Raw genomic sequence first — 793 nt, 5'->3', positions numbered from 1 at the left:
GCGCCAGATCGCGTAGTTGCCGGCATAGGCCTCGACGCAGCCGCGGCGGCCGCAGCGGCAAAGCGCGCCGCCCGGACGATGGATCATGTGGCCGAACTCGCCGCCGGAGGAATGCGAGCCGGTGAACAATTCGCCCTTCAGCACCAGGCCCATGCCGATGCCGTGCGAGAGCAGGATGGCGATGAAATTGTCACGATAGCGCTCGGGATCGCGCCATCGCAGCGCCACCGCCATCATGTTGCAGTCGTTCTCCATGGTGGCAGGGATGCCGAATTCCCTCTCCAGGATGTCGGCGAACGGAATGTCGGTCAGCGGCGTGATCGGCGACCATAGCATGGCGCGTGCGTGGGAATCGGTGATGCCTTGAATGCCCATGGCGATGCGGGCGACGCTGCCCACGTCGAGATCGGGGTCCTGCAGCCGGCGCCGGACGATCGCCAGGCATTCGCCGATCAGCTCGTCGCGCGGCATGACGAGCGTGTCCAGGCGCCGCTGCTCCTCGGCGATCACCTGGCCGGCATAGTCGATGACGGCGACGGACAGGAAGTTCAGCGACAGCACCACCGTCAACACCGCGGCGGCCTCGGGATTCAGCGCCAGGCCGATCTGCGGCCGGCCGCGCTTCAACGCCGTCGGCTCGCTGGCCTTGCTCTCGGTGAGGATGCCCTCCTGGATCAGATCGGCGGAGATCGCTGAAATGGTCGAGTGGCTGAGGCCGGTGGTGGCGGCAATTTCCGTCCGCGATGGCTGGCCGGCGCGGCGCACGGCCGAAATCACCATGGCGCGGTTGCGC

1 protein-coding gene is annotated in these 793 nt (G+C 67.3%); it reads right to left on the bottom strand.

The features are described from left to right. Positions 1–793 (bottom strand): ROK family protein (locus EOA28_RS37365; RefSeq protein ID WP_148671191.1); only part of this gene is annotated, 793 nt, incomplete at both ends.

The organism is Mesorhizobium sp. M2A.F.Ca.ET.067.02.1.1 (assembly GCF_004023285.1).
GTDB lineage: Bacteria > Pseudomonadota > Alphaproteobacteria > Rhizobiales > Rhizobiaceae > Mesorhizobium.
This window is presented reverse-complemented; position numbering and strand designations above follow the sequence as displayed.